Annotated in this window: 21 protein-coding genes; 15 read left to right on the plus strand and 6 right to left on the minus strand. The window is 63.8% G+C overall.

The genetic code is table 11. From position 1 onward, the window contains the following. The first annotated feature begins 21 nt into the window (after positions 1-21). Genes G5S35_RS29590 through G5S35_RS29600 form a run of 3 tightly spaced genes read left to right on the plus strand, consistent with a single transcriptional unit; the run spans position 22 to position 4,305 of the window. Positions 22-1,551 (plus strand): efflux transporter outer membrane subunit, encoded by a 1,530-nt coding sequence (locus tag G5S35_RS29590; protein ID WP_237181589.1) that lies wholly within the window; start codon positions 22-24, stop codon positions 1,549-1,551. Between the two features lie 37 nt (positions 1,552-1,588). After that, complete coding sequence (locus G5S35_RS29595; RefSeq protein ID WP_065062520.1) at positions 1,589-2,713, plus strand: HlyD family secretion protein; 1,125 nt, start codon at positions 1,589-1,591, stop codon at positions 2,711-2,713. Continuing rightward, the gene (locus tag G5S35_RS29600; RefSeq protein ID WP_183039666.1) at positions 2,710-4,305 is read left to right on the plus strand and encodes an MDR family MFS transporter; all 1,596 of its coding nucleotides are present in this window, start codon (positions 2,710-2,712) and stop codon (positions 4,303-4,305) included. Before G5S35_RS29595 ends, G5S35_RS29600 begins: the two co-directional genes overlap by 4 nt. Positions 4,306-4,324: 19 nt before the next feature. Here G5S35_RS29600 and G5S35_RS29605 read toward each other — a convergent pair whose 3' ends face one another. Together G5S35_RS29605 and G5S35_RS29610 are read right to left on the minus strand one after the other, a co-directional pair. Continuing rightward, on the minus strand, positions 4,325-5,539 hold the full coding sequence (locus tag G5S35_RS29605; RefSeq protein ID WP_237181591.1) for an MFS transporter: 1,215 nt from the start codon (positions 5,537-5,539) through the stop codon (positions 4,325-4,327). Beyond that, a complete protein-coding gene (locus G5S35_RS29610) occupies positions 5,536-6,069 on the minus strand; it encodes a MarR family winged helix-turn-helix transcriptional regulator (protein ID WP_074983469.1) in 534 nt (177 codons plus the stop codon). Before G5S35_RS29610 ends, G5S35_RS29605 begins: the two co-directional genes overlap by 4 nt. Positions 6,070-6,337: 268 nt before the next feature. On the opposite strand from G5S35_RS29610, the gene G5S35_RS29615 reads away from it, so the two are divergent. The 4 genes from G5S35_RS29615 to G5S35_RS29630 all read left to right on the plus strand — a co-directional run bounded on the left by G5S35_RS29615 (position 6,338) and on the right by G5S35_RS29630 (position 11,980). Next, the gene (locus tag G5S35_RS29615; protein ID WP_074983471.1) at positions 6,338-7,057 is read left to right on the plus strand and encodes a gluconate 2-dehydrogenase subunit 3 family protein; all 720 of its coding nucleotides are present in this window, start codon (positions 6,338-6,340) and stop codon (positions 7,055-7,057) included. 76 nt (positions 7,058-7,133) lie between these two features. Then, a complete protein-coding gene (locus G5S35_RS29620) occupies positions 7,134-8,903 on the plus strand; it encodes a GMC family oxidoreductase (protein ID WP_065062551.1) in 1,770 nt (589 codons plus the stop codon). Positions 8,904-8,908: 5 nt separating this feature from the next. After that, the gene (locus G5S35_RS29625) at positions 8,909-10,222 is read left to right on the plus strand and encodes a cytochrome c (protein ID WP_183039668.1); all 1,314 of its coding nucleotides are present in this window, start codon (positions 8,909-8,911) and stop codon (positions 10,220-10,222) included. 201 nt (positions 10,223-10,423) lie between these two features. Next, a complete protein-coding gene (locus tag G5S35_RS29630) occupies positions 10,424-11,980 on the plus strand; it encodes a methyl-accepting chemotaxis protein (protein ID WP_065062512.1) in 1,557 nt (518 codons plus the stop codon). Between the two features lie 61 nt (positions 11,981-12,041). On the opposite strand, the gene G5S35_RS29635 is transcribed toward G5S35_RS29630, so the two are convergent. Continuing rightward, complete coding sequence (locus G5S35_RS29635) at positions 12,042-12,947, minus strand: LysR family transcriptional regulator (RefSeq protein WP_065062510.1); 906 nt, start codon at positions 12,945-12,947, stop codon at positions 12,042-12,044. A gap of 71 nt (positions 12,948-13,018) precedes the next feature. On the opposite strand from G5S35_RS29635, the gene G5S35_RS29640 reads away from it, so the two are divergent. Next, positions 13,019-14,257, plus strand: a complete 1,239-nt coding sequence (locus G5S35_RS29640) for an MFS transporter (RefSeq protein ID WP_082992110.1) — start codon at positions 13,019-13,021, stop codon at positions 14,255-14,257. A gap of 13 nt (positions 14,258-14,270) precedes the next feature. On the opposite strand, the gene G5S35_RS29645 is transcribed toward G5S35_RS29640, so the two are convergent. Further along, positions 14,271-15,188, minus strand: coding sequence for a LysR substrate-binding domain-containing protein (locus G5S35_RS29645; protein WP_183039669.1), 918 nt, complete (start codon positions 15,186-15,188; stop codon positions 14,271-14,273). A gap of 162 nt (positions 15,189-15,350) precedes the next feature. Between G5S35_RS29645 and G5S35_RS29650 the strand changes: the two genes are divergently transcribed. After that, the gene (locus G5S35_RS29650; RefSeq protein ID WP_183039670.1) at positions 15,351-15,896 is read left to right on the plus strand and encodes a sugar ABC transporter; all 546 of its coding nucleotides are present in this window, start codon (positions 15,351-15,353) and stop codon (positions 15,894-15,896) included. Here the strand turns inward: G5S35_RS29650 and G5S35_RS40345 are convergent. Then, positions 15,851-16,396, minus strand: coding sequence for a hypothetical protein (locus G5S35_RS40345; protein ID WP_420874540.1), 546 nt, complete (start codon positions 16,394-16,396; stop codon positions 15,851-15,853). The genes G5S35_RS29650 and G5S35_RS40345 overlap by 46 nt on opposite strands. Here G5S35_RS40345 and G5S35_RS29660 point away from each other — a divergent pair. Then, the gene (locus G5S35_RS29660; protein ID WP_420874541.1) at positions 16,373-17,113 is read left to right on the plus strand and encodes an MBL fold metallo-hydrolase; all 741 of its coding nucleotides are present in this window, start codon (positions 16,373-16,375) and stop codon (positions 17,111-17,113) included. The two genes, G5S35_RS40345 and G5S35_RS29660, sit on opposite strands and share 24 nt — an antisense overlap. A 17-nt stretch (positions 17,114-17,130) precedes the next feature. Here the strand turns inward: G5S35_RS29660 and G5S35_RS29665 are convergent, their stop codons facing one another. Further along, positions 17,131-19,332, minus strand: a complete 2,202-nt coding sequence (locus G5S35_RS29665) for a TonB-dependent receptor (protein ID WP_183039673.1) — start codon at positions 19,330-19,332, stop codon at positions 17,131-17,133. 263 nt (positions 19,333-19,595) lie between these two features. On the opposite strand from G5S35_RS29665, the gene G5S35_RS29670 reads away from it, so the two are divergent. The 5 genes from G5S35_RS29670 to G5S35_RS29690 all read left to right on the plus strand — a co-directional run bounded on the left by G5S35_RS29670 (position 19,596) and on the right by G5S35_RS29690 (position 23,237). Beyond that, on the plus strand, positions 19,596-20,243 hold the full coding sequence (locus G5S35_RS29670) for a helix-turn-helix domain-containing protein (RefSeq protein WP_080180517.1): 648 nt from the start codon (positions 19,596-19,598) through the stop codon (positions 20,241-20,243). Between the two features lie 10 nt (positions 20,244-20,253). Further along, on the plus strand, positions 20,254-20,745 hold the full coding sequence (locus tag G5S35_RS29675; RefSeq protein WP_183039674.1) for an Lrp/AsnC family transcriptional regulator: 492 nt from the start codon (positions 20,254-20,256) through the stop codon (positions 20,743-20,745). 284 nt (positions 20,746-21,029) lie between these two features. Next, positions 21,030-21,827, plus strand: a complete 798-nt coding sequence (locus G5S35_RS29680; RefSeq protein ID WP_074983488.1) for a transporter substrate-binding domain-containing protein — start codon at positions 21,030-21,032, stop codon at positions 21,825-21,827. Between the two features lie 73 nt (positions 21,828-21,900). Beyond that, on the plus strand, positions 21,901-22,548 hold the full coding sequence (locus G5S35_RS29685) for an ABC transporter permease (RefSeq protein ID WP_237181593.1): 648 nt from the start codon (positions 21,901-21,903) through the stop codon (positions 22,546-22,548). After that, complete coding sequence (locus tag G5S35_RS29690) at positions 22,545-23,237, plus strand: ABC transporter permease (RefSeq protein ID WP_183039676.1); 693 nt, start codon at positions 22,545-22,547, stop codon at positions 23,235-23,237. The genes G5S35_RS29685 and G5S35_RS29690 overlap by 4 nt, the downstream gene beginning before the upstream one ends. Positions 23,238-23,241: the final 4 nt, after the last annotated feature.

Below are 23,241 nucleotides of genomic sequence, written 5' to 3' on the forward strand. Positions count from 1 at the left end.
ACCAAAGGGCTCGACCCTATCATGACGTCGATGTTTCCGCCCGATCGTTTTCCCTTCATCGACTTCACGATGCTGTCCACGTCTGTTCCTCCCGTTTCATTGCGCGTTGCGAGCGCGCTGTTATTGACCGCCGCGGTGTCTGCGCTGGCTGCGCTGACTGCGAGTCTCGCCGCGTGCTCGACCGCCGAGGCTTATCGCGCGCCCGTGGCCGCCGCCGAGCGCACCGCGCCGTTCGACGCCGCCGCTTCGACGCCCAACTCGGTGAGCGCCGCGCCGCCCGATCACTGGTGGCGGCTCTACGACGATCCCGCGCTCGACGCGCTGATCCGCGACGCGCTCGCGCAGAACCGCGATCTCGCCGTGGCCGCCGCGCGCGTCGAACGCGCCCGCGCCGTGCTCGCGCAAACCGACGCCGCGCACCTGCCCGCCACGGAGGCGACGTTCGGCGTCGATTACGGCCGCCACACCGACGACCAGATCGTGGCCGCCGCACGCAACAGCGGCAGCGCGCCGACGCGCTTCGGCTGGGCGCCGGGTTTCGCGCTGTCGTGGGAGGTCGATCTGTGGGGACGCGTGCACGATCTCGTCGCTGCCGCGCATGCCGACGCCGACGCCCAGCAAGCCGCCGCCGACGCCATGCGCGTGAGCGTCGCCGCCGAAACCGCGAGCGCCTACGCGCGGGCCTGTGCGTTTGGCGCGCGTATCGGCGTGGCGATGCGCTCGGAGCAGGTGGCCGAGCGCATCGCCGCGCTCACGGCGCGGCAGCAGGCGCTGGGCCTCGTCGCGCCGATGGACCTCGCCCGCGCGCGCGCTTTCGCCGACGACACGCGCGCGCGTCTGCCCGTGCTCGAAGGCGAGCGCCGCGCCGCGCTCTACGAACTCGCGGTGCTCACGGGTCAGGCGCCGTCCGAGATTCCGCCGGCCGCCGTGCAGTGCCGCACGCCGCCCGCGCTCGCGCAGCCGTTTCCGCTCGGCGACGGCGCGGCGCTGCTGCGCCGTCGTCCCGATCTGCGCGAGGCCGAACGCAAGCTCGCGGCGGCGCATGCCCGCGTCGGCGCGGCGCAGGCGTCGCTGTATCCGGCCATCGTGCTGGGCGGCTCGGTGAACTGGCTGTCGACGACGGGCAATCCCGCATCGATCGGCGACCGGTATGCGGTGGCGTGGGGTATCGGCCCGCTGATTAGCTGGCGCTTTCCGAATCTGGCGGCGAGCCGTGCCGAACTGGGCGCGGCGCGTGCCGACGACACCGGCGCGCGCGCCGCGTTCGATGCGAGCGTGTTGCGCGCCTTGCAGGAAACCGAGCAGGCGCTCGCGCGTTACGGCGCGGCGTGGCGCGAGCGCCATGCGTTGCAGACGGCGCGCGCCGAGCACGCTCGCGCCTTCACGCTCGCCGAGCGCGAGTTCCGCGCGGGCGCGCTCGATTCGCTCGGCGTGCTCGACGCGGAGCGCAGCCTCGTGGACGTGGACGCGGCGCTCGCGCAGTCCGCGCAGCAGGTCTCGCTCGATCAGGTGGCGGTGTTCAAGGCGCTCGGCGGTGGCTGGCAGCCCTGAGCGCGGCTTCATTCATTCTCGAAACAAGATCACAAGCATGAGTACGACTGTCGATACCCAAACTGAAACCGAAGTTAAAAAGATCAGGCATCCGAAACGTGTATGGATCGTCGCGGGCGGCGTGCTCGCGCTGCTGGCGGCCAGCGCGTGGGGCTGGCACTGGTGGCGCGTCGCGCGCTTCGTCGAATCGACGGACGACGCCTATGTGCGCGCCGATGTCGTGACCGTGAGCCCGCGCGTGTCGGGCTACGTGACGCGCGTGGCCGTCGACGACGATCAGCCCGTGCGTCGCGGCGACGTGCTCGTTCAGCTCGACGACCGCGATTTCCGCGCCAAAGCGCAAGCGGCTGCGGCAGCGGTCGCGAGCGCGCAGGCGGCGCTGGGCGAGGCGCAGGCGGCGTCGCGCACGCTCGATGCGCAGATCGCGCAGCAGGCGAGCGCGATCGACGAAGCGCAGGCCGACGTGGACGCCGCGCGCGCCGAATCCGCGCGCCGCAACGCCGACGCGGCGCGCTATCAGGCCTTGCTCGCCGACGAAGCCGCGAGCGGCCAGCGCTGGGAAGCGGCCCACGCCGACGCGCTCAAGGCGAACGCGCAGTATGCGCGCGCGAAGGCGGCGGCGCAGGCGCAGCGCGCGCAGACCGAGGTGTTGCAGCGTCGGCGTGCGCAGGACGATGCGGCGATCGACGCGGCGCGCGCGCGGCTCGCGGCGGCGCAGGCGCAACGCGTGCTCGCGGACCTCGATCTCGACCATACGCGCATCGTCGCCACGCGCGACGGCATGGTCGGACAGCGCAGCGTGCGCGCGGGGCAGTACGTGGAGGCGGGCACGCCGCTGCTCGCCGTGGTGCCGATGCGCGATGTCTACGTGGTCGCGAACTTCAAGGAAACGCAGCTCGAACATATGCGCGACGGCGAGCCTGTCACGCTAGACATCGATACGTTTTCGGGCCGCACGCTGCACGGTCGCGTGCGCGGCATCGCGCCGGGATCGGGTGCGGAATTCGCGCTTCTGCCGCCCGATAACGCCACCGGCAACTTCACGAAGATCGTGCAACGCGTGCCCGTGAAGGTCGCGCTCGATCCGCTGCCGCGCGACGTCGTGCTGCGGCCCGGCATGTCGGTGGTCGCGCATGTGGATACGCGCGAGGCGGCGCGATGACCCCGCAATCGGTGCAATCGGCGCAATCCACACCCGCCGCCGAAGAAACCGTCTCGCTGCGCGCGTGGGTCGCCGTGCTCGGCGGCGTGTTCGGCTGCTTCATGGCGGGCATGAACGTGCACGTGACGAACGCCTCGCTGCCCGACATTCGCGGCGCGCTGGGCGCGAGCTTCGAGGAAGGATCGTGGATCACGACCGCGTATCTCGTCGCCGAGATCGTTGTGATTCCGCTCACGGGCTGGCTCGTGCAGGTGTTTTCCGCGCGACGCGTGCTGCTGGTCGGGGCGTCGGGGTTTCTCGCGTTCTCGCTGGCGTGCTCGCTCGCGCCGACGATCGGCTCGATGATCTCCGCGCGGGCCTTGCAGGGCGCGTTCGGCGGCGTGCTGATTCCGCTCTCGTTTCAGCTCATCGCCACCGAATTGCCGGCGTCGCGGCGCGCGCTCGGCATGGCGCTGTTCGCCGTCGCCAACAATGTCGCGCAGGCAGCGGGGCCGTCGCTCGGCGGCTGGCTCACGGACGCCTATTCGTGGCGCTGGATCTTTTATTTGCAGATTCCGCCCGCGCTCGCGCTGATCGCGGCGATTGCATGGTCGATCAAGCCTGTTCCCGTCGATCTCGCGCGCTTGAAGAATGCGGATTGGTTCGGCATCCTGACAATGGTGGTTGGATTGAGCGCATTGCAGATTGTGCTCGAAGAAGGCGGACGCAAGGACTGGTTCGCCTCGCACGATATCGTGCTGCTGTCGTGCGTGGCGACGCTCGGTCTTGTCGCGTTCGTGGCGATCGAATTAAAGCGCGCGCAGCCGTTCATCAACCTGCGTCTGCTGGGGCGCTACAACTTCGGCGTGGCGAGCCTGATGCAATTCATGTTCGGCGCGGTGGTGTTCGGCGTGGTGTTTCTGGTGCCGAATTATTTCGCGCAGACGCAGGGCTATAGCGCGCGCGATATCGGCATGACGATGATTCCGTATGGGCTCGTGCAGTTCGCCATGTCGTTCGCCACGCCGCCGCTGATGCGCGTCGTCGGGCCGCGAATGGCGATCGTCGCGGGCTTTGCGCTGGTCGCTGTGGGCTGCCTGATGAATATCCATCTCGACGCCGATTCCGCCGCGAACGTAATCGTGCCGTCGCTGATCGTGCGCGGCGTGGGGCAGTCGCTGGTGGTGATCGCGCTGTCGGTGATGGCGGTGGACGGGATCGAGAAGGCGCAGCTCGGGTCGGCCTCGGGCGTGTTCAATATGGTGCGCAACGTGGGCGGCGCGATCGGCATCGCGCTCGCGAGCCAGATCGTGGTCGAGCGGGAGAAGCTGCATGCCATGCGGATCGGTGAATCGATCACGCCTTACGCGAGCGCGTTTCAGGAACGGATGGCAGCGCTCTCGCGGCTCGTGGCGCAGAGGCATCTCGCGCACGCCGACGCGCTGCCGCGCGCGCGCTTGGACGGCGTGCACGAAACGGCGCTCGCGATCATCGAGCAGCGCGTGCTGCACGAAGCGCTGCTGATGGCGTATAGCGATGCGTTTCTGATTGCGGGCGTTGCGATGCTTGGCTGCATGGCCGCTGCGTTTTCGCTGCGCGGTGCGAGTCGATGACGCGGTTTAGCTCGCGGGTTCAGTTGGCAGGTGAAGGCGCGTTGCGCTGGCGGCGTCCTTCGAAAATGCCGAGCGTAAAAACCGTCAGCATGCCGCTCGCGATGGCGAGCGGCCAGAGCAGCACGTCGTTGCCGAGACGCGCCATCGCCGCGCCCGCGATCAGCGGACCGACGATCGAGCTGCCCGTGAACGCGAGCGACACGCGCCGCATGTTGCGCACGAGCGCGTCTTTCTCGCCGGCGGCGGCCGCGTACATGCCGAGCGTGATGAAGGCGCTGTTCATGCCGCCCGCGAGAAAGGCGCTCGCGGCGAAGCGCCAGGACGTGGGCGCGGCGAGCGCGAACGCGACCAGGGCGAGCGTGCTCGTCATCGCGCAGAGGACCACGGTTTTGCCGAGGCCCGCGCGGTCGGCCATCCACCCGACCGGGAATTGCAGCGCCATGCCGCCGAGGCCGACGCAGGCGAGCAGGACGGTGGTCTGGGTGCCGGTCATGCCGCGCGCGGCGGCGTAGAGCGGGAACAGGCCGTAGAGCGCGCCGTCGCTGAGGCCGCCGACGGCGACCACCACCATGCCCAGCGCGACGAGCGCGCTGACCGGCATGGAGCGCGCGTTGCTTTGGCCCGGCGTTTCGCGCGCGGGCGGCGCGACTGCTGGCCCGATGGGCGACCCGGAAGCGGTCAGCCACAGCGGAATCGCGGCGGCCAACGTGAAGGCCAGGCCGGCGACGATCGTCACGGAACCGGCGGGCCCGCACCACGCGGCCAGCGCGGGCGCGACGACGCCCGCCGCCGCGATCAGGGTTTCATGCACGCCGACCACGCGGCCGCTGAGCGCATCCGGCACGAGTCCGTAAAGCCAGGATTCGTTGGCGATCCAGCGCAGGCCGATCCCGAGACCCATCAGCATGCCGGGCGCGATCCACCACGGCCACGCCAGCCACGGCACCGTCGCGAACGCCGCGATGCTGGCCGCGAGCCCCAGCGAGACCGTGTATTTAGCGCCGACGCGCGCGACCAGCGCGGGCGCCGCCATCAGCCCCGCGAGCATGCCGATCCATTGCGACGCCGCGAACAGCCCGGCGCGCGGCGCGTCGAGTCCCTGATGCGCGAGCCAGACCGGCAGCACGATGAAGCCGAGGCCGAACTGGCCGATCTGCGCGAGCGTCGAGACGGCGGTCAGCGCGGCGATCGCGCGCCAGCGCACCGTGGGCGCAGCGGGTGCAGCTTCGTTCACGGCGCGCTCCCGGCGGGCATCGGCAGCCCGGTTTCGCGGCATTCGATCGGACAGCCCGCTTTGAGGCACGGGCCGTCGTCGCAGAAGCGGCAAAGCTGCATCGCCTGCGCGGCGTCGCGTGTTTCGTGCCAGAGCACCTTGATCAGCAGCGCTTCGAGCTGCTGGCGCTCGTTGCCGTCGAGATGGCCGACGATGCGCGTGAGCAGTGCGTCGCGCGCACGTTGCAGGGCCGCGACTTCGCGGCGGCCGGCGTCGGTCAGCGCGAGGGCGACGGAGCGTTTGTCGACGCCGGGGCGTTTTTCGACGAGACCGGCGTCGACCAACGCCGCGACGGCGCGCACCGCCGCCGGATGCGAGAGCGCGACGGCGTCGCGCAACAGTTCGATCGATGCGTCCGGATACTGGCCGATGGCGTTCAGCATCGCCCGCGCGGTGGGGCCGGCGAGTGCCGCCACGGAATCGAGCGCGACCATGTCGTCCATCACCAGCACGGCGAGCGCGCCGAGCAGGTTTTCCGTGCGCTGAGTCATACGTCTCCCAATACATGCAATCTGCACATATGTAGTCTGCACACATTTCGGGAGAAAGACAAGCACAAACAAAAGCCGTCGCGCAAGCGGAGAACGACAGCCGCAGGACCAATTTTGCACACTTGGTATTGATGTACGACAACTTTATGGTATGGTCGCGATCCCAAATATTGAAGCGATGACCGACGCCCCGTTGTGCAGGGGCTTGTAGCGCGTCGGCAATCCGCTCAGACCACCCCGACTCTCGCGACAGCTGAACCAATCGACCATGTTGTCTGACATTTCTGCATCAAGACGTAAATTCCTCCTGACGGCCGTGCTCGCGCTGCCGACGATGGGCGTCTTCGTCAACACGCTGAGCGCCGCCGAGGCCGCCGAAATGGCCGCGCCGGATCTGAAAACCTATCGTCCGGCGTTCTTTTCGGCCGAGGAATGGGCGTTCATGCTCGCGGCCTGCGACCGTCTGATTCCGGCCGACGGACGCGGTCCCGGCGCGCTGGAAACCAACGTGCCGGTTTTCATCGATCAGCAGATGCATGGCGATTTCGGCCGCGAGATTTATCTGCAAGGGCCGTTCAATACGCAGGCGCCGAAAGAGCTCGGCTATCAACTGCCGTACACGCCGCAGCAGATCTATCAGCGCGGCATCAAGCTGACCGATGCGTATTGCCGCCAGAAGTATCACAAGCGTTTCAGCGAACTCGACGCGGCGACGCAGGACGTCGTGCTGAAAGCGCTGCAGGACAACGACATTCACTTTGCCGACGGCGGCGAAAGCGCGCTCAAGGCCAGCCAGTTTTTCGGCGAAATGATTTCGGATTCGAAAAACGGCTATCTCTCCGATCCGATGTACGGCGGCAATAAAGGCATGAAAGCCTGGATTGCCATTGGTTTTCCCGGCGCCCGGGCGAGCTTCCTCGAATGGGTCTCGCAGCACAACGTGAAATATCCGCTCGGGCCCGTGAGCCTGAACGGACTTCGCGCTTGAGCGCAGGACTTTCGCGCGCGTGATCGCGTGACCGATCGCGAAGCACTTCGCGTATTCAGAATCAACGAGGAACACCGTGGCAAAAATAACCAATGACGCAGTCGACGTCGTCGTCGTCGGACTGGGCTGGGCCGGCTCGCTCATGAGCATCGAACTCGCGCAGGCAGGCCTGAAAGTGCGCGCGCTCGAACGCGGCGAAGACCGCAGCAATGCCGACTTCGCGTATCCGAAGCCGGCCGATCAATACGCCTATGGCGTGCGCAACAAGATCATGGTGACGCCGCGCGACGGCGCGCTCACCGTGCGCCATTCGGCGCAGGATACGGCGCTGCCCACGCGTAAGTGGGGCGCTTTCGTGCCGGGCACCGGCGTGGGCGGTTCGGGTCTGCACTGGACCGGCGTGCTGATCCGTCCGACGCCGACCGACCTCAAGCTCAAGACTTACGCCGATCAGGCCTACAAGAAAGGCCAGCTCGAAGACGGCATGCAGGTGCAGGACTTCCCGTTCACGTGGGACGAGATCGAGCCGTACTACGACTTCTTCGACAAGGTCTGCGGCCTTTCGGCGAAGACCGGCAATCTGCGCGGCAAGATCATGCCGGGCGGCGATCCGTTCGAAGGTCCGCGTTCAAACCCGGCGCCGCTGCCCGCGCTCGAAGACACGCTGAACAACACGATGTTCGCCGACGTGGCGCGCAAGCTCGGCTATCACCCGTTTCCGAATCCCTCGGCGAACGTGTCGCGCGCGTGGACGAATCCGTACGGCAATCAGATCGCACCGTGCAATTACTGCGGCTATTGCAGCAAGTATCCGTGCCTGAATTTCTCGAAGGCGTCGCCGCAGACGGCGGTGCTCGACGCGCTCAAGCGCATGGATAACTTCTCGTACCGCGTGAACGCGAACGTGCTGCGCGTGGACATGCACGCCGACGGCAAGACCGCGAAGGGCGTGACCTACGCCGACGCGCACGGCAACGAAGTGTTCCAGCCCGCGAAGATCGTCGTGCTGGCGGGCTTCCAGTTCGTCAACGTGCGGCTGATGTTGCTGTCGGGCATCGGCAAGCCGTATGACCCGGTGAGCGGCAAGGGCACCATCGGCAGAAACTATGCATTCCTGAGTAATGGCGGCGCAACGCTGTTCTTCAAGGACAAGAATTTCAATCCGTTCGCCACGGCGGGCGCGACCGGCCAGATGTTCAACGACATCTCGCCGGGCAATTTCGACGGTCCGTCGCTCGGTATTCTCGGCGGCGCGAAGATTCACAGCTCGCAGTCGAGCGGCGCGCCGATCGGCACCGCGCTGCCGCACGGCACGCCCGCGTGGGGCAAGGGCTGGAAGGAAGGCATGCAGGACTGGTACGGCCATTCGATGAAGATCAGCATCACGACGAGCTGCATGTCGTATCGCGATCACTATGTCGATCTGGATCCGACCTACAAGGACCCGTGGGGGCAGCCGCTGTTGCGTATCACGTTCGACTGGAAACAGAACGAACTGAAGCTGCAGCAGCATCTGCGCAAGATCGTGCTCGATGTCACGAAGGAACTGAATCCGGACAGCTATTCGGAAAGCTTCCTCGCGATGGACTCGCACTGGGACATCACCAAATACGTTTCGACGCACAACGTCGGCGGCGCGGTGATGGGCGATTCGCCGGAAACGAGCGCGCTGAACCGCTATCTGCAAAGCTGGGACGTGCACAACGTGTTCGTGCCGGGCGGCAATGCGTTTCCGCAGAATTTCCAGGCCAATCCGACCGCGACCATCGGCGCGATCACACTGTTCGCCGCTCGCGCGATCAAGGAACAGTATCTCAAGAACCCCGGTCCTCTCGTGCAGGCATGATCGTCATGAATTTCCTCAAGACCTTTACGTCCGCGGCGCTCGTGACGGCCGTGGCGCTCGGTGCGTCGTTGGCCGTGCATGGCGCATCGGCGCAAACCGGCGCTGCCGTGCAAAACGCGCAAAGCACGCAAGCCGCGCAAGCCGCGCTCATCAAGCAGGGCGAATATCTGGCGCGTGCGGGCGACTGCATGGCGTGTCACAGCGCGGCGGGCCGAAAGCCCTATACGGGCGGGCTGCCGATCGTGAGCAACATCGGCACGATCTATTCGAGCAATATCACGCCGGGCAAGCAGAACGGCATCGGCAACTACACCGAGGCGCAGTTCGCCGCCGCCGTGCGTAAGGGCATTCGCGCCGACGGTTCGCATCTGTATCCGGCGATGCCGTATCCGTCGTACGCGAAGGTGTCGGATGCCGATATTCACGCGCTCTACACGTACTTCATGCAGGGCGTCGCGCCGAGCGACGATGCCGCGCCGGAAACCTCGCTGAGCTTCCCGTTCAACCAGCGTTGGGGCATGGCACTGTGGAACTGGGCATTCACGTCGGATAAACCGTTCAGCGGCCCGGACGGCGCGAGCGATCAGGTGCGCCGCGGCGCGTATCTGGTCGAGAGCCTCGGCCATTGCGGCAGTTGCCACACGCCGCGCGGCTTCGCGATGAACGAGAAAGCGCTCGACAGCAGCAACGCGTTGTTCCTCGCGGGCGGCCAGCTCAACGGCTGGAACGTGCCCGCGCTGCGCGGCATGTCGCGCTGGAGCCAACAGGACATCGTCGATTATCTACAGACGGGTCGCAACAGCCAGGCGGCGGTCGCGGGCGAAATGACGTCGGTGGTCTATCACAGCACCTCGCATTTGAGCGACGCCGATCTCAACGCGATTGCGGCGTATCTGAAGACCTTGTCGGCGTCGGAGACCGCGCAAGCGGCAGCGCCCACTGGCGCGAGCGCGACGACTGCTAAATTGACGGCGGCGCAGAATCTGACGCTCGGCGAGCGGCTCTATGTTGACAATTGCAGCGCGTGTCACTTCGTGAACGGCAAGGGCGCGCCGCGCGTGTTCCCGCATCTCGACGGCGCGACCGTGGTGAATGCGAAGGACCCGACCGGTCTTATCAACGTGATTCTCGCGGGCGCGCAAACGCCGTCGACGGCAAAGGCACCGTCGGTGCTGCCGATGCCGGGCTTCGCCTATCGTTTGAGCGACGACGAAGTGGCCGCGCTGGCGACTTTCGTGCGCGGCGGCTGGTCGAATCACGCGGGCGCGGTGGACGCCGGTCAGGTCGCGAAAGTGCGAAGCACAATGCACCACGATTGAGGTTTCAGCGATCCGCAGAAAGCGGCGCCGCGCGATGCGTAGCGCCGTTTTTTTTTAAAGCTTTTCGCACTGTTTCAGGGCATCTTCTGGTTTAAAAAGTCTGATGAAAAGACTTTTTAAACGACCTCTAAAGCAGCGCGCGATTATTGCCGTTATTGCAAGTATCTCAACGACCAATCGGCCACCGCCGGCACCCGCAGCATGCGCAATGTAACCGTACGGGCCAGCCTGCTGGCTGTCCTCGCCATCTTCTCGACGATGATTCTGCTGGGCGGGCTGATGGGCATCACTGCGCTGCATAGCGCGAATGGCAATACGCAATCGTTGCGGGAAATGGCGCGCCAAACCATTCTCGTCAACGATGCCTACAAGGACACCGCGCGCACGCGTTCGGCGCTGATGCGCGCCTACACCGCGCTCAAGGAGCGCAACGATACGGCCGGACGCGACGCCGCGCTCAAGAGCGCACAACGCACGCTGGATCTATCCGCGAGCGAAACGCAGGCGTTTCAGAAGGCCGTGCCGTTCGACGGCATGGACGCAACGCTCAAGGCAAGCCTGATCGATTCGTCGGGGCAACTCGCGACGAATCTCGCGCGTGCCCGCGATGCGCTCGCGAGCGGCGATACCGGCGCGTACGCTATGCTCAACGACAGCGCGATCACGTCATCGGGCGCGGCCTATTCGGCCAATGTCGAGCAATTTCAGCAACTGGCCAATCAGCTTTCCGAAACCGGCCTCGCGAACGCCAACACGCAGTATCAGTGGATCGTCGGCATGGTGGTGCTGGGCGTGAGTCTCGCGATGGCGCTGATCGTCGCCACGCATTTCGCGCTGCGCCGCGTGGTGTCGCAGCCGCTCGCGCTCGCGGCGGACGTGCTCGATCGCATCGCCTCGAACGACCTCACGGTGCAGGTGCCGCAAGCGAGCGGCAACGAAATCGGTCTGCTGTTCGCGGCGATGCAGCGTATGAAGTCGGGACTCACGCAGACGGTGGCCGGCGTGCGCGATAGTTGCGAAGCGATCCATACGGCCGCGCGCGAAATTGCGGCAGGCAATCTCGATCTGTCGAGCCGCACGGAACAGCAGTCGGCGTCGCTCGAAGAAACGGCGGCGAGCATGGAGCAACTGACGTCGACGGTGCGCCAGAACGCCGAGCATGCTCGCGAAGCCAGTACGCTCGCGGGCGGCGCGGCCGATCTCGCGCAGCAGGGCGGCGACGTGGTGAGCCGCGCCGTGCGCACGATGGCGGAGATCAGCGCGAGTTCGAAAAAGATCGCCGAGATCACGGGCATGATCGACAGCATCGCTTTCCAGACCAACATTCTTGCGCTCAATGCCGCGGTGGAATCGGCGCGCGCAGGCGAACAGGGGCGCGGTTTCGCCGTGGTGGCCGGCGAGGTTCGCACGCTCGCACAGCGTAGCGCAGGCGCGGCACGCGATATCAAGGAACTGATCGGCCAGTCGATCAACCGTGTGGAAAGCGGCAATGCGCTCGTGACGGAGGCTGGCAATACGATGGGCGAAATCGTCGGCGCCGTGCGTAATGTGGCGACGCTGATGGGCGAAATCACGACGGCCACGGCCGAGCAAAGCGACGGCATCGAACAGGTCGGCCACGCGGTGAGCCAGATGGATCAGGTGACGCAGCAGAATGCGGCGCTTGTGGAAGAAGCGGCCGCTGCGGCGGGGGCGCTGGAAGCGCAATCGCAGCGCATGCGCGAAGCGGTGTCGGTGTTTCGTCTTGCGCGTGCGTGATTACGCAAATCAGACGATGGCGGCTTAACGGGCTGCAATCGTCCGCGGTGTTTTACGTCGATTAATCGATACGTAATTCATTCGTGAGCAGTTTTAATAGCGCGTCCACTTTTGGAATCAGTTGCCGGCTCGCCGGCCAGACGAGGTAAAGCGGCAAGCCTTCGGTCGCATGCTCGGGCAGAATCTCGACCAGCTCGCCGCTGTCCAGTTCGTGCCGGATCAGCCACGTTGCCAGTTGCGCGACGCCGAGTCCGGATTTCACCGCTTCGACCTGCGCTTCCGCGCTGCCGAGTACCATCCGACCAGGCCGGTCGCGGTGCTCGGCCCCTGCGTTTTCGCTAAATCTCCAGGCGGAAATACCGCCATCCGCGCGCCCGTATAACACGCGGTCGAGTTGCATCAGCGATTCAATATCGCGCGGCACGCCACAACGTTTCAGATACGCAGGCGACGCGCAGAAAATCAGGTGCTCTGTGCCGAGGTGTCGGCGTGCGAGACCATCGGGTCCGTTTTGCGCGACGCCGATACGCACCGCAATATCAATTCCTTCTTCAATCACGTCGACGAACCGATCGGTGAACGTGACGCGCGGCGTCACTGCCGGATAGCGCTGTGCGTAACGCAGCAGCACGGGCATGACGCGGAATCGTCCAAAGGCGACCGGAAGATCGATGCGCAGGCGCCCGATCGGCTCCGATCCATGTGCCGCGAGAACGGCTTCGGCATCGGCAAGCTCTTTGAGCACGCTCGAACAGGTGGCGTAGAACGCGGTGCCTTCATCGGTCAGCGCGAGACGGCGCGTGGTGCGCGCGAACAGCTTGCAATCCAGGCGCGATTCCAGCCGGGCGACGGCTTTGCTGATGGCCGATGTCGTGAGATTGAGGCGGTCGGCGGCGGCGGTAAAACTGCCTGACTCCGCAGCGGCGACAAAGGCTTCGATGCCTTTCAGGCGCTCAGTGGGCAACACGGCAACCCCTTATTGTGGACTCGATGGAAACAATCGATTGAAATATTGCCGCACGACTTTCTGCGACGTCAATGATAGATTTCGAGGCCTTGAAACTGGAGGTGCTCGTGTCCACCACGTCGCGTACAACATCGGCCCAACACGGAACGGCGCCCGCACACGGTGCGCTGGCCGTGCTGCTGCTGGCTATTTCGGCATTCGTGATTGTCACGACGGAATTCATCATCGTCGGATTGCTGCCGGGTATCGCGCGCGATTTCGGTTTGTCCATTGCCAACGCGGGCCGCCTGGTCACGCTGTTTGCTTTCACGGTGATGTTATTCGGGCCCTTGCTTACCGGGCTCGTTTCGCATGTCGACCGGAAGAAGTTATTCGTCGCGCTGCTGGTGCTCTTTGCGTTTTCGAATGCGCTCGTCGCGATGGCATCGAACGTCTGGATCGTGGGCGTGGGCCGCGTGCTGCCCGCGCTCGCGCTGCCGGTTTTCTGGGGCACGTCGAGCGAAACCGCTGCACAACTTGCGGGTCCGGCGCGTAGCGGTAAAGCGGTTTCCAACGTCTATATGGGCATTGCGGCGGCGATGGTGTTCGGCATACCGGTTGGCACGCTCGTCGGCAATGCCGTGGGGTGGCGCGGTACGTTCTGGATTCTTGCCGCGCTTTCGCTGGCCATGGCGGTGCTGCTGTTGTTCGTGATGCCTGTGCTTCAAAAACCGGCGCGCCTTGAACTTGCCCATCAAATGCGCATTCTCAGGAATCCGGTATTTCTCGCCAATCTCGTTCTTTCAGTTTTCGTTTTTACGGCGATGTTCACGTCTTATACGTATCTCGCCGATCTGCTTGAACGCGTGGCGCACATTCCCCGTCACGCCGTGGGCTGGTGGCTGATGGGCTTCGGCGTCGTGGGGCTCGCGGGCAACTGGATCGGCGGACATATGGTCGGCAAGGACCCGTTGCGCGCGACGTTCATCGCGGCGCTCGTGCTGGCAGTCGGCATGGCAGCATCGACGCTGTTGATCGGCAATGCGTTCATGCTCGTGATCGCTCTCGGCGTATGGGGGCTGGCGAATACCGCGCTTTACCCGATTTGTCAGGTTCGGGTGATGCGGGCGGCGGCGCATTCACAAGCGCTGGCTGGCACGCTGAATGTGTCGATGGCGAATGCCGGGATTGGACTCGGTGCGATCATCGGCGGTCTGACGATCAATAAGCTCGGCGTAGCCGATATTGGTTACGTGGCGGCGGCTATTGCTGTCGTAGCGGTTCTAGTGGTGCCGTTGATTGCGCGCATGGGCGGCGAACGCGCTTATTAACAGCGCATCACTTTTAATAAGCGTTCCGATCGCGGTTTTCCATCGCCACGCCTCGGGCTTCTTCAAGCAGCCAGTGTGCAAATGCCTGGAGCGGCCCGTCACTCGATTCGATCGGCTCGGGAAGTACGAGGCAAAAGTTTTTCGCCACACTCCCGGCGTCGGGCCACGGCGCAACCAGACGGCCTTCGGCCAGCTCCGCGCCGATATACAGACGCGGCACCAGCGCTACGCCGAGGCCCGCAAGCGCGGCCTCGATCAGCATCGCATGCAGATCGTAGCGGGCGCCAATCGCCGAATTCGTCAGCTCGATGCCGGACGCTTGCGCGTAGACCTGCCACGCATCCGGATTCTGCCGTCTATGCAGGCGCGGCAGCGCATCGAGCGACGCGTTGTCACCCGCCTCCGCGAGCAGCACCGGACTGCACACCGGCACCAGCACTTCTTCCAGCAAATGATGTCGATGCATGCCCGCCCACGCAGGGTGATCGAAATGAATCGCGGCGTCGAAACCACTGCCTGCGAGCAGAAAAGGCTCCATGCATTCGGCGATATGCACGGTCACATTCGGGTGGCGCTGCTGAAAACGCTTGAGGCGGGGAATCAGCCAGCGCGTGGCGAAAGTCGGAATGGCCGCGATATCGATGCTGGCGCCTTCGGCCGGTTGCCCCATCAGATACAGACTGTCGCGCTCCAGCCGATCGAGAATCTCCCGGACCTGCGCCGCGTAGCGCGTGCCATTGGGCGCGAGCCGAACGCGATTACCCACGCGTTTAAACAGCGACACGCCCAGAAATGTTTCCAGCCGGGCGATCTGGCGGCTGATCGCGCCTTCGGTGAGCGCCAGTTCTTCGGCGGCACGGGCGAAGCTGCCGTGTCGGGCTGCGGCTTCGAAAGCGAGTAGCGCGGAATGGCTGGGAATCTTGCGGCGCACTGAGGTTCTCTCCGTTCTAGCGTGCTGAGGGTGTTGATCGTCAGCTTGATTAAATGTCATTGAAGGCTGACTTTATTTCGTTATCTATGCGGCAGACCCCAGATTACCATTACCAAACCGCAATGAATGCGCGCACGCTAATCCGTTTCGAAGGACCAACCGATGATCTACACCGTGGAATGCAGTTTCGCCGATCCGCATAGCGAGGCCGAGTGGAACGCCTTTTATAGCCTCGACAAATTGCCCGCGCTCATTTCGGTGACCGGCTTTCGCAGCTCACAACGATTCAAGGCGATGAGCGCGGGTTGCCCGGTTTATCTCGCCATGCACACGGTCGACAGTCTCGACGTGTTGACGAGCGAGGAATATCGCCAGAAAGGCGGCGGCAATTTCGCGAAGTGGCAGCAACACATTACGGACTGGCACCGGAATCTCTACAGCGATATTGGCCTCGCGCCCGCAGTGAAAGCCGATGAATGGCTCGTGCTTAGCGCAAACGGCCCGGATCCGCTGATTCAGTTGGGCCGGAAACCCTGGGCGATGCAGGCCGTGGCCCTGGAGAAGTTTCCGGAGAAGCGCTGGCTCGCGGTGCTGCCTCGGAGCAATGCGCCGCGCGCGGAGGATTTGCCCGCAGGCATCTATCTTTACGCACCGATGGCCGATCAATTGACCAGCGCGCGTGCGATATCGTCCGGCCAGAAAGACTGAGCATCGCAATGCCCAACCTGACTTTCCATATTCGCGCGGACCGGATGCCGTCCGATGCGCAGCTTGGCGAACTGTCGCGCGATTGCGTCGAACTCTGCACCGAGAAACTCGAAGTGGAAATCGGCAATGTTCACGTGATTTATTCCGCCGTTCGGCATGGATACGGTCAACCCGTTTTCGCGGAAATCCAGTATCGGCTCAACGCGTTTCGTACTGCAGCGGTCATGGACCGCTTCATGGAAAGTCTCGACGGCGCGATTACCCGGCGTACCGGCCTCAAGGCGCGTATTCGTTGTTTTGGCTATGCGGCTTCGACGATTCACGCACGCAATTAGGCAGTCTGGAGAATCAGGATGTCCACGCAATCTTTTCCCAGTCATCAAGCAGGCGATTTCACGATCCACGCCATCAGCGACGGCTATCTCAATGCCAGCCTCGATTTCCTTTCGAATATCGACGCGACCGAAGCGTCGACAATGCAGCGCGACGCCGGTGAGCAAACGCCGACTGCCGTGCATATCAATTGCTATGTGTTACGTGGAGCCGGGCGAACCATTCTTGTCGACGGCGGCGCTGGCGGCATCAAGCAATGGGGCTGGAGCCTTCAAAATAACCTGTTGCTTGCCGGTATCGAGCCGTCGGCGATCGACACCATTCTGCTCACGCACGCGCACCCTGATCATGTCGGCGGGCTGGTGAATGCCGATGGACGCATGGTTTTTCCCAACGCTGAACTCGTGGTGAACACGCGAGAAATTCGCTTCTGGCAAGACGATGCGAATCTGGCACGCGCCAGCGAACGCGCGCGCGGAAACTTCGAAATCGCGCGCCGCGTATTCGACGCCTATGGCGATATCCGCACGTTCGACGCCGGCGAAGTGCTGCCCGGCATCCGCGCGATGCCGCTACCGGGGCATACGGAAGGGCATACGGGCTATATTGTCGAAGCGCGCGAACGCAGTCTGCTGATCTGGGGCGACGTGGTGCATTTTCCGCATATTCAGATTCAGCGTCCCGATGTGTCGATCGCATTCGATCAGGATGCTTCGCTCGCGGCGAGCACGCGTTCGCGTTTGCTGGACGTGGTCAGTTCGGAAGGGTTGTTAGTCGCCGGGATGCATCTTGGCGAACTCGGCTTTGCGCGCATTGCGCGAAAGAAACGGGGCTATGACCTGCGCTATGAGCGCGAAGCCATGCCCCCGCAAGCGGTTCGGTAAGACGCGCCGAACGCGCTTTAGAAGTTGAATTCCGCCGACATCAGCAACGTGCGCGGCGCGGCATTCGTCACATACGTGCCTTGCTGAATCCAGTAGCGGCTGCCGAACAGATTCTCGACATTCGCACGCAGCACCACGTCCTTGCCGAGCACCTGCATGCCGTAACGCACGCCGACGTCATAACGCGTCCACGCCGGCAGACGCAGCGTATTCGTCGCGTTGTAATACTGCGCGCCCGTATGAATGATGCGGCCGTTCACGCTCAGGCCCGGAATCCACGGCAGATCGTAATCGGCGCCGAGATTGAAGGCGAATTTGGGCACACCCGCCGGATCGTGGCCGTCGTTCGTGCCGCCCGCGGTGCCCTGCAGTTTCGGATCGTAGAACGTCGCGCTCGCCATCAGACGCAGATTGCGGAACACCTCGCCGTACGCGGCCAGTTCGAGACCGCGAACGCGCGTCGTGCCGTCGTAACCGTAGATATTCGTGAGCGGATTCGTCACGCCATTCGGCTGCGAAATCTGGAACACCGACACCGAAGTCAGCACGCGTCCCCAATCGGCTTTCACGCCCGCTTCATATTGATTGGACTTGTAAGGCGCGAACGCCTGACCCGCGTTCGCCGTGCCGGCCGGTGCGGTGCCGCCGTTCGTCAGACCCGATGTGAAATTGCCGTATACGGAGATATTCGACAGCGGCTTGATGACAATGCCCGCGAGTGGCGTGATCGCCTGCTGATCGAGCGTGCTCGTGCGCGCGCCCGTCGACGTGTTGTAGTTGTCGAGGCCAATCGTTTGTCGACGGAAGCCGCCGGTAATCAGCAGCCGGTCGTTGAAGAACGACATCGTGTCGATCACCTGCTGGCTGTTCAGGCGCGTCTGGCTGCTGCGCTGCATGTCGCCGCGCGCGGTGGTCATCGCCGGAAGCGGAGTGGGGCTGTACAGATTCGACGGCACCGCCGAAGACGTTGCGCCCAGCGCGTAGAAATAGCCGATTTCCTGATTCAGGCTCGTGAAGCCCGTGACCAGCGTGTGCTTTACGCCGAAGGTGTCGAAGTGAAAACGCAGCCCGGCGTCCACCGATTTCGTGCGCGTGTATTGGTCGTAATAGCCGTTGCGCACGCTGAACGCGCCGTCGTTCGTCATGCCGCTCGCCGACGGGAAGTTCTGCTCGGAAGTGCCGTAATGCTCGCCCACGGCGCCATACACGGTCACGTGATCGTTGAAGTCGTATTCGGCGCGCGTCATCACGGCCGTGTCGCGCAGTTTGAGCTTCGAGCCGGGATACAGATTGTTGTACGCGGACGGCACGGCGGGCACGGCCGTCGCGGTGCCGAAGCCAATTTGCGAGCGCAGTTCGTCGGTGTTTTCGGAAACGTTATACGCATCGAGCGACCAGCGGAATTGTTTGCTGCGGTAATCGAGCGCCACGGAGCTATCGCCCTGAAGCTGATTGCCGTGCGCGATGCCGGTCTGGCCATCCTTGATCTGGCCGTTCACGCGAATGCCGAACTGGCCTTCGCTGCCGAAGCGGCGTCCAATATCCACCGCCGTGCCGAACTGGCTCTTCGACTGATAAAGCGCGGTGAGACGCGTAAGCGGTTCGTCGTCGGCGCGCTTGGTGACGATGTTGATCGCGCCGCCGACGCTGCCGCCCGGACCCATGCCGTACATCAGCGAGCCGGGGCCTTGCAGCACCTCGACACGTTGCAGCAGATTCACCGGCACGCGCGCGGCCGAGACCATGCCGTACAGACCGTTGAGCGCGACGTCGGTGGCTTGCACCGCGAAGCCACGAATCTCGAACACATCGCCGAAACCGCCGCTGCTCTGTTCGGTGCGCACCGAGGCGTTATTCACCACGAGATCGCCGATCGTGCGCGCCTGCGTGTCCTGAATGAATTGCTCAGTATAGTTAGTCGTGCTGAACGGCTGGTCCATGACATTGGACGTACCCAGCACGCCCAGCCCACCGCCGCGCGCGACCTGGCCGCCCGCATAAGGCGCGGGCAGCGCGCCCGGCGCTGAGCTGCTCTTGACGACCACCGCGGGCAGGACCGCGTTCGCGTCCGCTGAGGCGTCGTCCGGCTTCGTGGTGGTTTGTGCGTGCGCCGCGCCCGATAGCGCGGCCGTGGCGATCACGCCGAAAGCAAGCGTGTGGACTGCGCGAGCGACTGCGGTGCGCTGGCTGCCCGGCGCGTGAAATTCCCGTTGAGACATGGTGTGTCGATTGTTGTTAGAGAAAAAGGGCGCGCCGGCGCGTTGCGCATCAGAATGCGAATCATTATCAATTGTAAGATAGATGCGAGATGAATGCAGCAAATGTTTACAAATATTGTTGTCGATACAACACCGTCGTATGCGCCTTCTTGATGCGCAAAAAGTTGACAATCAGGCGACAAAAGTTGCGTCCGAGTTTATTTTTGACGAAGGAAACTTTCGTGTACTATCAGGACACCTTTTCCTGAATCGACTCATTACGCATGCCGCGAAAACCCGCCACTGCTGCGAAGTCCACGAAAATCCGTGCCGAGGATGAACTCGCCGAAGCCGTGCGCCGACCCACGGGTCCGCTGCGGCCCGTGCGCGACGACATCAATCTTGGCGAGCGGCTGCGCACGCTGCGCAAGGCGCGCGGACTCTCGATCGAGCAGGTGGCCAACAGCGTCGGCGTGACCAAGTCGTTTCTGAGCCGGTTCGAGCGCGACGCGGTGTCGGCGTCCGTCGCCACCCTGCTTAAAGTCTGCGATGCGATCGGCGTGCGTCCGGGCACGCTGTTCGATCCGCCCGCGACCAACCTCGTGCGCGCGGGCGAAGGCCGGCCGATCAGCCTGGGCGGCGAGGGCATGCACGAGTATCTGATCGCGGGCGTGGGCAACGAGCATCTGATGGCGCTGTTGTCCGTCATCGAGCCGGGCGGCGGCTCGGGCCCGGAGCCGTACAAGCTCAACGCCGCCGTCGACTTCGTGCATCTGAAGGAGGGCGAACTCGACATGGTGGTGGACGGCGAACTGTATTCGATGAAAGCCGGCGACACGCTCACGTTTCCGCCGACGCTCGCGCACACGTGGCGCAACCCGTCGCAGACGCAGCCCGCCGTGGCGGTCTGGGTCATCGCGCCGCCGATCTGACGAGTCCGCCATGCGACGACACGCCCCGAACGCGCACGAAAGCGCGAACCTCGACCGCATCGACCACGCGATTCTCGACGTGTTGCGTCGCGACGGGCGCGTGACGTATCAGCGGCTCTCGGAACTCGTCAATCTCACGCCGCGTCCGTGCCTCGAACGCGTGCGCAAGCTCGAAAAAATGGGCGTGATCGCGGGTTACGGCGCGCTGATCGACATGCGTCGCGTAGCGCCGTGCCTCACGCTGTTCGTGCAGGTGGCGCTGTCGAATCAGAGCGGGCGCGCCGCGCAAACCGCCTTCGAAGCCGCGCTCGCGAGCGCGCCGTGGGTGCTCGACGTCTATCTGGTGAGCGGGCAGTTCGATTATCTGATTCGTATGGAGTGCCGCGACATGCATCACTACCGCGAGCTGACCGAAACCTGGCTCGACAACGCACGCTTTCATATCGACAAGATCGCCAGCAGCCCGGAGCTGGCAGCAATCAAGCAAACGCTGGCGTTCTAAGGTTTTTATGGGGCACTCCATTTATTTTTCCGAAGTCATTGATTCGTCATCCGAATTAAATGGCGCGACGGAATCGGTCGTCATGCGCGTAACTGCGACGCAAATGCGCTGCCGTGGCGACGTCCTTCGACATGACTCGCGGTTTATGCGCCGCAATAATTGACGCCGGATTCCAGCGAGAAACCGCTAACCAGATCGATACCGTTAGCACGCCAATACCTGCGCGGTGCGCCTTGATGCGCCGCCCCGAAATCCATCCAGCAAGCCACCTCACGAGACCGACGATGAAACGCTACGCCCGCCTTCTGCTGATTACCGCCGCCTGCGCCACTTTTGGTGCGCCGCTCGCACACGCGAAAGAATGGACCCAGGTGAATGTCGCCACCGACGCCACCTTCCCGCCGTTCGAATCCGTCGCGCCCGACGGCAGCCTCACCGGCTACGACATCGACCTGATTCACGCGCTCTGCGATCGCATGCAGGTGAAATGCAACGTCATCAACGCGGCGTGGAGCGGCATGTTCCCCGGTTTGCTCGGCAAGAAATACGACGCGCTGATCTCGTCGCTCAATATCACCGAGGAACGCAAGCGCGTGATGGCGTTCACCGACGTCTATGAATTTCCGGTCTATCGCTTCGTCGGCCCGAAGAGCGAACATCTGGCGATCACACCCGAGGGACTGAAGGGCAAGACGATCGCCGTGCAGACGGGCACGCCGATGGACAACTTCATCACGCAGCGTTTCGGCAATGTGGCGACGATCAAGCGCTACGAGTCGGGCAGCGAGCCGTATCTCGATCTCGCTTCGGGCCGCGCCGATCTGCACTTTTCGTATCAGGCGCAGATCGATTCGAGCTTTCTCTCGAAGCCTGAAAATGCGCAGCGCTTTGGCCTGATCGGTCCGGCGTACACGGGCAAGGACAGCCAGGCGCTGGGCGAGGGTGTGGCGATCGCCGTGCGCAAACAGGACGACGATCTGCGCCTGAAGTTCAACACGGCGCTCGCGCAACTGCGCAAGGACGGCGAACTCAAGAAGATCAACGACAAGTGGTTCGGCGCCGGTTCGAACGTCACGCAATAACGCTTACTCGTTTTCAGTTTTCATTCAGACCATGATTGCGGAATACACACGCTCGGTCCTGGCAGCCGGTACGGTGACGCTCGCGCTGGCGTTCGCTTCCATCGTGCTCGCCACCGCGTTCGGCATGATCGGCGCGCTCGCCAAACTGTCGGGCAAGCCACGCGTGGTGTGGTTGGCCACGCTCTATACGACGGTGGTGCGAGGTATTCCGGATCTCGTCATCATGTTCATCGTGTTTTACAGCTTGCCGGGCGCGATCAATCAGATGCTCACCGCGCTCGGCAGCGACGCCAATTTCGAATTGAATCCTTTCGTTGCGGGCACGCTCACGCTCGGACTGATTTTCGGCGCGTATATGACCGAGACGTTTCGCGGCGCGCTCCAGCGTATTGCGCGCGGTCAGTCCGAAGCGGGCTACGCCTACGGCATGACCGCGTGGCAGGTGTATCGCCGCATTTTGTTGCCGCAGATGGTACGTCTGGCGATTCCCGGTTTCACCAATAACTGGCTCGTGCTCGTGAAGGGCACGGCGCTGGTGTCGCTGATCGGTTTGCACGATCTGATGTTCCGCGCGCGCGGCGCAGCGGAAGCCACGCGCGAACCGTTCACGTTCTACGTGCTGGCGGGCGTGTTCTATCTGATCGTGACGATCGTTTCGCTGATCGCGCTGCATTATGTGGGGCGTCGTTTCGCCGTCGGAGCACGCGAGGTGCGCGCATGAACTGGGATCTTATCTGGCTCAACGCGCCGATGTTCCTGCACGGCCTGCTGCTCACGCTCTGGCTCGTATGTGCTTCGGTGTTAATCAGTTTCGTGATCGCGGTGCCGCTGGCGATCGCCCGCGTGTCGCGCAATCGCTGGGTCGCGTGGCCGGTTGCGGGCTACACGCTCGTCATGCGCGGTACGCCGCTGCTCGTGCAGCTTTTCATCGTCTATTACGGGCTCGCGCAATTCGCGTGGATGCGCGATTCGTCGGTCTGGCCGTGGTTTTCGAACGCCACGTTCTGCGCGATCTTCGCGTTCGTGCTCAACACCACCGCCTATAGCACCGAGATCTTCGCGGGCGCGATCCGCACCGTGCATCACGGCGAAGTGGAAGCGGCGCAGAGTTTCGGCATGAGCCGCGCGCTGGTGTATCGGCGCATCGTATTGCCGTCGATGTTGCGCGCCGCGCTTTCGCAATACAGCAACGAAGTCATCATGATGTTGCAGGCCACGTCGATCGCCAGCACTGTCACGCTGCTCGATATCACCGGCGTGGCGCGCTACGTCAGCATGAATTACTACATCTCGTTCGAGCCGTATGTGACGGCGGGCGCTTTGTATCTCGTGCTCACGCTTGCGCTCACGCGTCTTTTTCGACTCGCCGAATCTCGCTGGTTGCGGCATCTTGCGCCGCGTGCGCATTGAGGAA

This window comes from Paraburkholderia tropica, from assembly GCF_014171495.1.
In the GTDB taxonomy this organism is placed as follows: Bacteria; Pseudomonadota; Gammaproteobacteria; order Burkholderiales; family Burkholderiaceae; genus Paraburkholderia; species Paraburkholderia tropica.

What these genes read in the sequence shown, in the direction of transcription:
- G5S35_RS29590 (WP_237181589.1), top strand. Translation starts at nt 22, where the DNA reads ATGACGTCGATGTTTCCGCCCGATCGTTTTCCCTTCATCGACTTCACG.
- G5S35_RS29595 (WP_065062520.1), top strand. Translation starts at nt 1,589, where the DNA reads ATGAGTACGACTGTCGATACCCAAACTGAAACCGAAGTTAAAAAGATC.
- G5S35_RS29600 (WP_183039666.1), top strand. Translation starts at nt 2,710, where the DNA reads ATGACCCCGCAATCGGTGCAATCGGCGCAATCCACACCCGCCGCCGAA.
- G5S35_RS29610 (WP_074983469.1), bottom strand. Translation starts at nt 6,069, where the DNA reads ATGACTCAGCGCACGGAAAACCTGCTCGGCGCGCTCGCCGTGCTGGTG.
- G5S35_RS29615 (WP_074983471.1), top strand. Translation starts at nt 6,338, where the DNA reads ATGTTGTCTGACATTTCTGCATCAAGACGTAAATTCCTCCTGACGGCC.
- G5S35_RS29625 (WP_183039668.1), top strand. Translation starts at nt 8,909, where the DNA reads ATGAATTTCCTCAAGACCTTTACGTCCGCGGCGCTCGTGACGGCCGTG.
- G5S35_RS29630 (WP_065062512.1), top strand. Translation starts at nt 10,424, where the DNA reads ATGCGCAATGTAACCGTACGGGCCAGCCTGCTGGCTGTCCTCGCCATC.
- G5S35_RS29640 (WP_082992110.1), top strand. Translation starts at nt 13,019, where the DNA reads ATGATAGATTTCGAGGCCTTGAAACTGGAGGTGCTCGTGTCCACCACG.
- G5S35_RS29650 (WP_183039670.1), top strand. Translation starts at nt 15,351, where the DNA reads ATGATCTACACCGTGGAATGCAGTTTCGCCGATCCGCATAGCGAGGCC.
- G5S35_RS29660 (WP_420874541.1), top strand. Translation starts at nt 16,373, where the DNA reads ATGCAGCGCGACGCCGGTGAGCAAACGCCGACTGCCGTGCATATCAAT.
- G5S35_RS29665 (WP_183039673.1), bottom strand. Translation starts at nt 19,332, where the DNA reads ATGTCTCAACGGGAATTTCACGCGCCGGGCAGCCAGCGCACCGCAGTC.
- G5S35_RS29670 (WP_080180517.1), top strand. Translation starts at nt 19,596, where the DNA reads ATGCCGCGAAAACCCGCCACTGCTGCGAAGTCCACGAAAATCCGTGCC.
- G5S35_RS29675 (WP_183039674.1), top strand. Translation starts at nt 20,254, where the DNA reads ATGCGACGACACGCCCCGAACGCGCACGAAAGCGCGAACCTCGACCGC.
- G5S35_RS29680 (WP_074983488.1), top strand. Translation starts at nt 21,030, where the DNA reads ATGAAACGCTACGCCCGCCTTCTGCTGATTACCGCCGCCTGCGCCACT.
- G5S35_RS29690 (WP_183039676.1), top strand. Translation starts at nt 22,545, where the DNA reads ATGAACTGGGATCTTATCTGGCTCAACGCGCCGATGTTCCTGCACGGC.